The organism is Streptomyces panacea, assembly GCF_040560175.1.
Lineage (GTDB): Bacteria > Actinomycetota > Actinomycetes > Streptomycetales > Streptomycetaceae > Streptomyces > Streptomyces panacea.
In genome coordinates, this window is the sequence record NZ_JARJHW010000243.1 from 1 (window position 1) to 9,367 (window position 9,367).

At 69.2% G+C, this 9,367-nt stretch carries 7 protein-coding genes and 1 pseudogene; 3 read left to right on the forward strand and 5 right to left on the reverse strand.

Annotation, left to right across the window (positions count from 1 at the left end):
• Positions 1 to 27 precede the first annotated feature (27 nt).
• The 3 genes and pseudogenes from P3L51_RS33055 to P3L51_RS33065 all read right to left on the reverse strand — a co-directional run bounded on the left by P3L51_RS33055 (position 28) and on the right by P3L51_RS33065 (position 1,965).
• Positions 28 to 198, reverse strand: coding sequence for a hypothetical protein (locus tag P3L51_RS33055; RefSeq protein ID WP_354609042.1), 171 nt, complete (start codon positions 196 to 198; stop codon positions 28 to 30).
• Positions 199 to 233: 35 nt separating this feature from the next.
• Positions 234 to 530 (reverse strand): annotated as a pseudogene (locus P3L51_RS33060) (DJ-1/PfpI family protein); the annotation flags it as partial.
• 1,144 nt (positions 531 to 1,674) lie between these two features.
• Positions 1,675 to 1,965, reverse strand: coding sequence for a hypothetical protein (locus P3L51_RS33065; protein WP_354609036.1), 291 nt, complete (start codon positions 1,963 to 1,965; stop codon positions 1,675 to 1,677).
• Positions 1,966 to 2,978: 1,013 nt separating this feature from the next.
• Here P3L51_RS33065 and P3L51_RS33070 point away from each other — a divergent pair.
• Positions 2,979 to 3,554, forward strand: coding sequence for a hypothetical protein (locus tag P3L51_RS33070; RefSeq protein WP_354609037.1), 576 nt, complete (start codon positions 2,979 to 2,981; stop codon positions 3,552 to 3,554).
• A gap of 471 nt (positions 3,555 to 4,025) precedes the next feature.
• On the opposite strand, the gene P3L51_RS33075 is transcribed toward P3L51_RS33070, so the two are convergent.
• Together P3L51_RS33075 and P3L51_RS33080 are read right to left on the reverse strand one after the other, a co-directional pair.
• Positions 4,026 to 5,414: a class I SAM-dependent RNA methyltransferase gene (locus P3L51_RS33075; protein WP_354609038.1), complete on the reverse strand. Its 1,389-nt coding sequence runs from the start codon at positions 5,412 to 5,414 to the stop codon at positions 4,026 to 4,028.
• Between the two features lie 91 nt (positions 5,415 to 5,505).
• A complete protein-coding gene (locus tag P3L51_RS33080; RefSeq protein ID WP_354609039.1) occupies positions 5,506 to 7,557 on the reverse strand; it encodes an APC family permease in 2,052 nt (683 codons plus the stop codon).
• Positions 7,558 to 7,855: 298 nt separating this feature from the next.
• Between P3L51_RS33080 and P3L51_RS33085 the strand changes: the two genes are divergently transcribed.
• Positions 7,856 to 8,524, forward strand: a complete 669-nt coding sequence (locus P3L51_RS33085) for a potassium channel family protein (protein ID WP_354609040.1) — start codon at positions 7,856 to 7,858, stop codon at positions 8,522 to 8,524.
• Positions 8,524 to 9,195: a potassium channel family protein gene (locus P3L51_RS33090; protein WP_354609041.1), complete on the forward strand. Its 672-nt coding sequence runs from the start codon at positions 8,524 to 8,526 to the stop codon at positions 9,193 to 9,195. Before P3L51_RS33085 ends, P3L51_RS33090 begins: the two co-directional genes overlap by 1 nt.
• Positions 9,196 to 9,367 lie beyond the last annotated feature (172 nt).

Sequence of the window (9,367 nt, forward strand, 5' to 3'; positions counted from 1 at the left end):
TGCGGGGAGGCTCTTCCGCTCACCGAGTCAGCGGTCGGGGGAGGGGCGAGCCAGGATGGTGAATGCGCTGTCCGGGCAGTCCGCGTGGCTCATAGCCAGCGTCTTCGCCACCTCCACCACGGCATCATCGAGTTCGCGCTTGCACAGCCACAGACCCGACTCCAGCCCCGAGGAAAACGCCTCCTGAAGTGACAGCATCTCCGTCGTCGATGACGCGGGGCATCCTTGACGAGGCCGCCCTGCGCTTTGAGTTCCCCCTTGTCCAGGTGATGGGTGGTATAGGGACGTTCCTTGGCCAGATCCGCTGCGGACAGCACCATGCACCCTGTGGAGACACCGGCGACTACGCCCCCGGCCTGTAGTGCGCGTACAAGGTTCTCTAGGACATCCGGATCGTTGATCACCTGGTCGCCGCCGCCCGGCACGATCAGAAGATCGGTGTCGGTGGGCTCGCATGCGGTCGGCACCGTGACGCTGGTGCCGAAGAAGCAGGTCACCTCGCCAGGAGCCGATGGCCGCACCGGTGTCATCTCTGCCTAGCTGCCCGCCAGTGCGGCGTGCCCGAGGAGGTACATTGCCGATGAAGTCATACTTCTCGACCCCGTCGTACATGAGGATCTGAGCACGTAGAGGCATCGTCCTTGTCTCCTTGACTGGGGAAGCGTTCTCGGATGCTGCGGGCGCTTCGAAGGTGGAGACCGGATGAGACCGGCGCTCGCGGCCGACGATGCGAGCAGGCACCTGCGCTCCGTGGGCACATCTGTCGAGCGCTCACTCGATCTCCTGTCGAACCGGCACCGATCTACGGCGAGGGGCGGCGCACTGGGACACCCCGGGCCGCGGACGTGTCGCCTCGAAGAGCCTGTAAGCGGCACGACGTTGCTCATGTTCGTCAAGTTCGACCCTCATCGATCTTCGGCAGTAGCGCTGGCTTTCCCTACTAGTCCGCTGCACTCGTCGAATAGTTCCCGTCCAGCCGGGGAAAGGCTGTGGGTCACCCGGATTGCGGGCCAAAGAGCAACGGTCGGCCCGAAGCATGCGACTCCCTGGAACACATGATCGCGTCGCTGCAGTCGTTCGGGCAGTAACGCCAGATCTCGGTGTCATCGCCCGCGCCGGCAACAGCGTGGCGTCCACCGCCTTCGTTGGCTGCCGCAGCACCGCCACGGCAGTGCGCATCACGATGTCCACGATGCCGGTCAGCTCGGCCGTGTCCACCGTCCCTCGTCATGAACGACCAGCACATTCAGCGGAGTCGAGCCGATCATCGACTGCCTCGACCCGGGGTCCATAGCCTCGTGTCGTGTTCGGGAGAGTGCGTGACCACAGCCTCGGCGGTGCAGTGAAAGCGGCGGCTGGTGTCAGCTATAGCCAGCGGCGCGCCTGGGCGTACCGGGGCGGAGGTGACCTGACGGCACTTCAGGTGGTCCGATGTGGCGCCCGACATGATCGTTGCTGCGATCAAGTTCGAAGGCGTTTCACGAGTTTGTAATGGCCCGGAGCTGCCTTTTCGGTTCCCGGGTATGACGCTTGGTCATCTCCCAGGGGCGCGTCAGCGGTTTAGGTCGTCCGTTCGAAACAGGGTAACGGGGCGATGGTTGCGCCCGGCTACAGTCACGCGCCGGGGGCCGGAGCCAATGTGGCTCCGGCCCCCGGCTGTTCACGGGTGTCGCGTCAGTCGGTGCTCTTGTGCGGTTCGAGCAGGGCGAAGTAGGTCTCGCGCTGCTCGTCGGTGAGCTTGCCGCCGAGCGAGAGGTCCCTGCGCAGCACATACAGCGTGTCGGTTGCCGGTACGCCCCATTTGGTGTTGGCCTGACGCTGGATCTCCCCGATGGTGGCGTACGCCTCGCCGGGAAAGTGGCGGATGAACCAGACGAGCATCTTGCCCACCGGCAGCGTCAGGTTCAGCAGGAACCAGGACCCCTTCTCCTTGGCTTCCTCGGCGTAGTCGGCGAGGTCTGCCATCACCGCGCGCTGTACGACGGCGCCGAGGTCCTCGGTGGGGATGATGCGGTCGAGAGTGGCCGCGACGGACCAGGAGAGCTCTCCCGCGACCTCGGCGACGGACTCCTGGTTGCGCTGGCAGCACCCACCGCTTGCGCACGTCGGGCCGGCCGAACAGCGTGTGCTGGAAGTCGGCGGTGAACCGGTCGCGGACCTCGGCCGCGCCGGGCGAGAGGCTGTGGCGGTCGCCGGCGGACATCGCGGCCCCGACCCCCTCGTAGGAGCGCTTGCGGGCCTCCACCCAGTCGTCGGCCACCGCGCGGGCCCACTGGTCACGGCCGCCGACGACGGCCTGCGGCTGCGGGACCTCGCTGTGGCCGCGCGAGATGTAGGCCCGCAGCGTCGAGGCACTGATCCCGCCCAGCTCGGCCATCTCCGGGGCACCGATCAGCTGCGCCCCCGTCAGCTCGGGACTGGAGACGTCGACCACGCACCGCTCCAACTCCAGGGCGTTCTCCTGCTCCTGGCGGCGCTCGGCCCACAGCGCGAGATGGTCGAGCCAGTTGTGCGGCCCCGTCTCGTCGGGGTCGGAGGTGAGGACCTTGCCGACGTACGCCCGGGCAGGGTCGGCGCGGCCGTCGAGCATGTCGGAGGCGGTGACGGTGACGGCCATGCGGGCCCTGCGCCGCTCGTAGTCCTGCGCGATGGGATCCCAGACCTGGCCGGGTCGGTACCAGGTCTCCCCGTTCCACCAGTAGCCGCCGGCCCGGAACAGCAATTCGTCGCCGGTCCACTGGCTGTGCAGGAGGGAGGTGTCGCCGTCGCGCACGAGCAGCACGGTCCGGCCGTGGCCGGCGCGGTACCGCGCCGACCAGCCCAGCGAGTGCTTCTTGGGGTCGGTGGTGAAGGCGCGCCAGCCGTCGTCGGCGCGGTTCTTGTCGAAGCGGCCCCACATGCCGCTGGCCTCGTGTCGGCCGACGGCCTCGATGGCCTCCGGGCCCTCGTCGAGCGGGAGGTGGGAGCATGACGACCGGTTGCAGGCGCGCTCCCTGCCCGAGGACTTCCCGTATGAGGTCGAGCGCGGCAATCTCGGCGACGCGCTCGCGACCATCGCTCCGCGCGAGTCCATGCACCGCATGATCGAAGTGCAGCGCGGCAGCAGGATCCGTGAGGCGATGGAGATGGGGGCGACCTGGTACGAGATGGCCGCCGCACTGGACATCACTCCCGACGAGGCCCGCACGTTGCTGCAGGAGTGGATAAACGGTCAGCACCGCCTGCGCCGCGGCGACGTCGAGCGTGCCGCTGACAACCCGCTCGGACTCGGAGCCGACCGGCACGCCGAGGTACTCGCCCTCATGCGGTGCGCCCGCGGTCGCCGCCTCGACGAGCGCGGGGTGCCCGTGCTCGGCGGCGTTCGCGGCGACGTCGTGCAGCTAGTAGGCGATGAACGCCCGGGCGGTCGCGTCGTCGTCCTCGCGCACGTCCGTCATCGGGCCGCCGCCCGCACGGTCTCGTTGTCACCCAGCTCAGTGCGGGCCTCGGACTGGTCGTTGCCGCTGACCGTCACCTTGCGCTGGCGTAGTCCGACGACGCCGGCCGCGAGGTGAGTGCTGGCGGAACTGGGGGCGTAGCCCTTTCCGTTCTGCTGGCCCTCGCGCAGCATCCACGTCACGAACGCGACCAGGGGTTGTCGGCGGTGTTGTCATTCACGACGGTGCCCCTCTTCGGCGGCCCGCTCGACACCCGGTGCTGCCCACTCCGCCAAGGGCAAGATCCGGATCGAGGACGGCCCCACACGGGTTTTTGCCTAGCATTTCCCTCCGTCTCTGCAGCTCAGAAGCGGTGGAAGCCGTGCATCGCCAGCAGACGAAGAACCTACCGCCACTCTGCGCGGGTGACCGAGTGGGGCCGCTCTGCATCACGAAATTCCCGGCATCCTGCCATTCCCGCCCAGCCAGGAGGCACCTGACCAGCGGGGCAACGCGTCTGATGACCCATCAGAACGAGCGTCAAATGAGCGTCAAGATATCGCCCATAACACCCACACCGCACATAGTGCGCACGCACGCAACCGCAGGTCAGGCGTCCTTCTTCACCGGCTCCAGAATCGCCACGCACTCCACATGGTGCGTCATCGGGAACAGGTCGAACGCCCGCAGCGTCCGCGGCTTGTAGCCCGCGTCGCGGAAGTACGCCAGGTCGCGGGCGAGTGCCGCCGGGTCGCAGGCCACGTACGCGATGCGGCGGGCGCCCAGGCCCGCCAGGTGGTTGACGACCTGTTTGCCGGCGCCCGCGCGTGGGGGGTCCAGGACGATCAGGTCCGTCTCGGTGATCTGGGTGCGGGGCAGGACCGTGTCGACCTTGCCGTGTTCGATGCGGACCCGGGGCAGGTCCTGGAGGTTGTACTGGGCGTCCTCCGCCGCGCGGCGGCCGGATTCGATGCCGAGCACCGCGCCCGTCTCGCCGACGCGTTGGGCGATCGCCCCCGCGAAGAGGCCGACCCCGCAGTAGAGATCGAGCGCCGTCTCGCCCTTGCGCGGCATCAGGCCCTGCATCACGGCCTCCACCAGTACCTCGGGGGCCTTCGGGTGGACCTGCCAGAAGCCGCCCATGCCGATGCGCCAGGTGCGGTCGTCGGCGCGTTCGCGGACGAAGGCGCGGCCGTGGACGCGGTGCACTCCCCCGTCGTGCTCCTCCACGCGCAGGACGGACACCGGCTTGTCCAGCTCGACCAGCGGGAGCCGGCCGCCCTTGAGGGGGGCGAGGATCACCTGACGGTCGCCGGAGCCGGAGGCCGCGATCGCCTCGACCGAGGCCATCTGGGGCCATTCGCGCTTCTCGACGCCGAGTTCGCTGACGCCCTCGGAGGCGATCATGCAGTGGTCGACGGGCTGTACCTCGTGCGAGCGGTGCTTGCGGAGCCCGGCCCGGCCGTCGGCGTCGACGGCGTACTGCACGCGCGTACGCCACTGGGGCACCTCACCGGCGGGCAGTTTGTCGCCGGGGGCGGGCATGACCGTGCCGTCCCAGCCCGCTTCCTCCGGGGTGAGCCCGGCCAGTCGCTGGAGCTGTTCGGTGATGACGTCGCCCTTGAGGCGGCGCTGCGCGCCCGGCTTGGCGTGCTGCCAGTCGCAGCCGCCGCACATGCCGGGGCCCGCGTAGGGGCAGGGGGCCTCGACGCGTTCCTTGGAGGCGTCGATGATCTCGACCGCGTCGGCGCGCAGATAGCGCGAGCCCTCGTCGCCGTCGGTCACGCGCGCGATGATCTTCTCGCCGGGCAGCGCGTGGCGTACGAAGAGCACCCGGCCCTCGTCGGTGCGGGCGATGCAGTGGCCGCCGTGCGCGACGGGGCCGACCTCGACCTCGTACTCGTCCCCGACCAGTGAAGCCCGCTCCGGCGTCCCCTCTGAGGCCCCTTCCGGAGCCTGCTCCGAAGGCTGCTCTGAGGGCTGCGGTTCTGTCTGCATGAGGGGCGGGGCTCCAAAACGATGGGCGGGGCGGGACGGCAGCCAGTCAGTCTACGTGCGGGCGGCACCGGTCATCGCCACACCGAATCCCTCAGGGCTTCTCCGTCGGCTCCTTCTTCGGCCGCGTGTCCACCGGCCCCCGCCGCACCGAGCCCGGCGCGGTCCAGTCCGCCCGTCGCCGCGCGCGCTTCTTCGCGACCTCGGAGGACTCCAGCTGGTACGGCACCGAGGTCACCATCACGCCCGGTGTGAAGAGCAGCCGCCCCTTGAGCCGCAGCGCGCTCTGGTTGTGCAGTACCTGCTCGAACCAGTGGCCGACCACGTACTCGGGGATGAAGATGCTGACCACGTCGCGCGGATTCTCGGTGCGCAGACCCCGTACGTACTCTATGACCGGCCGGGTGATCTCCCGGTACGGGGAGTCGAGGATCTTCAGCGGCACGTTGATGCCGCGCCGCTCCCACTCCTCCTTGAGCTGTTTCGTCTCGGCCGCGTCGACGTTGATGCTGAGCGCCTCCAGCCGGTCCGAGCGGGTCAGTTTCGCGAACGCCAGGGCGCGCAGCGTCGGCTTGTGGACCTTGGAGACCAGCACGATGGTGTGCACGCGGGACGGCCGTACGCCGTCGCCGCTCGGGCCCTCGGCGGCGGCGATCTCCCGCGCGACGTGGTCGTAGTGCCGGCGGATCGCGGACATCGTCCCGTAGAAGATCACCATGCCGAGCAGGGCGACCCATGCCCCGTGCGTGAACTTGGTGGCCAGTACGACGATCAGGACGAGCCCGGTGAAGAAGGCGCCGAAGGTGTTGATCGCGCGGGAGCGGATCATGTGGCGGCGCTTGGCCTTGTCGCGCTCCGTCCGCAGATGGCGGTTCCAGTGCCGGACCATGCCCGTTTGACTGAGGGTGAAGGAGACGAAGACACCGACGATGTAGAGCTGGATCAGCTTGGTCGAGTCGGCCCCGTACACCCACACCAGCAGGATCGCGGCGCCGGCCAGCAGCACGATGCCGTTGGAGAAGGCGAGGCGGTCGCCGCGGGTGTGGAGCTGGCGCGGCAGGTAGCGGTCCTGCGCGAGGATCGAGCCGAGCAGCGGGAAGCCGTTGTACGCGGTGTTGGCGGCCAGGAACAGTACGAGCGCGGTGGCCGCGGCGAGCAGGACGAAGAAGAAGGTGTCCGCGCCGAAGACGGCGGCGGCGACCTGGGTGATGACCGGGTCCTGGACATAGCCCTCGCCCACCGGCACACCGTCGCGGATCAGGTCCCTGCCCGGGAACTCGGCCATCTTCACATCGGTGGCCATCGCCAGGCCGATGATGCCGCAGAACATGGTGACGGCCAGGGTGCCCATCAGCGCGAGGGTCGTCGCCGCGTTCTTGCTCTTGGGCTTACGGAAGGCGGGGACGCCGTTGCTGATGGCCTCGACGCCGGTGAGGGCCGCGCAGCCGGAGGAGAACGCGCGCAGCAGCAGGAAGACCAGCGCGAAGCCGGCCAGGCCGCCCTCCTCCGCCTTGATCTCGAAGTGGGCCGTCGGCGCGTCCATGGTGTCGTTGAGCACGAACCCGCGGTAGGCGCCCCACGCGATCATGATGAAGACGCCGGTGACGAAGATGTACGTCGGGATGGCGAAGAGCTTGCCCGACTCCCGTACGCCGCGCAGATTCATCAGCGTCAGGATGACGATTATCCCGATCGCGCACAGGACCTTGTTCTCGATGACGAAGGGGACCGCCGAGCCGAGGTTCTCCACGCCGGAGGAGATCGACACGGCCACGGTCAGGACGTAGTCGACGAGGAGCGCGCTCGCGACGGTCAGACCGGCCTTGCGTCCGAGGTTGGTGTTGGCGACCTCGTAGTCGCCGCCGCCGCTCGGGTAGGCGTGCACGTTCTGGCGGTAGGAGGCGACGACGGTGAACATCAGGACCACGACGGCCAGGGCGATCCAGGGGCTGAAGTGGTACGCCGACGCGCCCGCGATGGAGAGCACCAGGAGAACTTCCCCCGGCGCGTAGGCCACCGAGGAAAGCGGGTCGGAAGCGAAGACGGGCAGTGCGATGCGTTTAGGAAGGAGCGTTTCTCCCAGCCTGTCGCTACGCAGCGCCCTGCCGATCAGGATCCGTTTGGGCACGTCGGTCAGTTTCGGCACGATGAGGATCGTAAGCGGTCCGGAAGGCGCCGTACGAAGCACCACCCCGCCGACGCGGGGCCCGGGGCCCCGGCGCCCCTTTCCGGGGTCACGGCCGGCGACGCCGGGACTCCGTCGCGGCCTCCCCCGCCGTCTCCCCGACACGGGTGACGGCACGGCGGGCGCGGACGCATAAGCTCAGTCCCGGGCGGCGCCCCGTACGGTTGTCCCGTCCGTGGCCCGGCGCACGGAGAAGAGAGAGTGAACCAGGTGTTTACGCAGGTCAGCTCGGCGAACAGGACTGCGGGGTAAAGAGGACGTGCACATCGTCATCATGGGCTGCGGCCGAGTGGGAGCCGCGCTCGCGACCAGCCTGGAGCGGCAGGGGCACACGGTCGCGGTCATCGATCAGGACCCCACGGCGTTCCGCCGGCTCGGCTCCGGCTTCGGCGGGCGGCGTGTCAACGGCGTCGGCTTCGACCAGGACACCCTGCGCGACGCGGGCATCGAGGACGCGGGCGCGTTCGCCGCGGTCAGCAGCGGGGACAATTCGAACATCATCGCCGCCCGGGTGGCCCGCGAGATGTTCGGCATCGAGAACGTGGCCGCGCGCATCTACGACCCCCGGCGCGCCGAGGTCTACCAACGGCTCGGCATCCCGACCGTGGCGACCGTCCGCTGGACCGCCGACCAGATGCTCCGGCGGCTGCTGCCGTCCGGCGCGGAGCCGCTGTGGCGTGACCCGAGCGGCGGCGTACAGCTCGCCGAGGTCCACACGTCGGCCGCCTGGATCGGCCACAAGATCAGCACTCTCCAGGAGGAGACGGGGGTACGCGTCGCGTTCCTCACCCGGCTCGGCGAGGCCATGCTGCCCACGTCGCAGACGGTGCTCCAGGAGGGCGACCTCGTCCACGTGATGATGCGTACGGACGAGATCCAGAAGGTCGAGGCGGCTTTCGCCGAGGGTCCTGAGGAGGGCGGTCACTGATGCGCGTCGCGATTGCCGGAGCAGGCGCGGTGGGTCGTTCCATCGCGGGCGAGCTGCTGGAGAACGGCCACGAGATCCTGCTGATCGACAAGGCGCCCACCGCCATCTCGGTCGAGCGGGTCCCGATGGCGGAGTGGCTGCTGGCCGACGCGTGCGAGATCACCTCGCTCGACGAGGCGGCGCTCCAGCGCTGCAACGTCGTGATCGCGGCGACCGGCGACGACAAGGTCAACCTGGTCGTCTCGCTGCTGGCCAAGACGGAGTACGGCGTACCGAGGGTGGTCGCCCGCGTCAACAACCCGAAGAACGAGTGGCTGTTCAACGAGTCGTGGGGCGTGGACGTCGCGGTCTCGACGCCGCGTCTGATGTCGGCGCTGGTGGAAGAGGCGGTGAGCGTCGGCGATCTCGTACGGCTGCTGCGCTTCAGCCACGGCGACGCGAACCTCGTGGAGCTGACACTGCCGCCGGAGTCGGCGGTGACGGGGACTCAGGTCGGGGACGTGATCTGGCCGGAGGACACGTCGCTGGTGACGATCATCCGGGGCTCACGGGTGCTGACACCGCACGCGGAGGAGACGCTGGAGGCGGGGGACGAACTGCTGTTCGTGGCGGCGCAGGCACGCGAGGAACAACTGGAGGACCTGCTGTCGGTGCGCCGCGAGGACGCCTGACGCTGTGCCGTTGCGGGGTCCTGTCCGGTGGGCCGGGTGGCTGTCCGCGCCTGCGGCGGGCTGTCCGGGGTGCGGGTTCGCCTCCGGCGGGGTTGCGGGGTTGGGGTGCGGGTTCGTTGGCCGGGTTCGCGCCTGCGGCGGGCTGCCCGGGGTGCGGGGCCTTCGGAGGGGT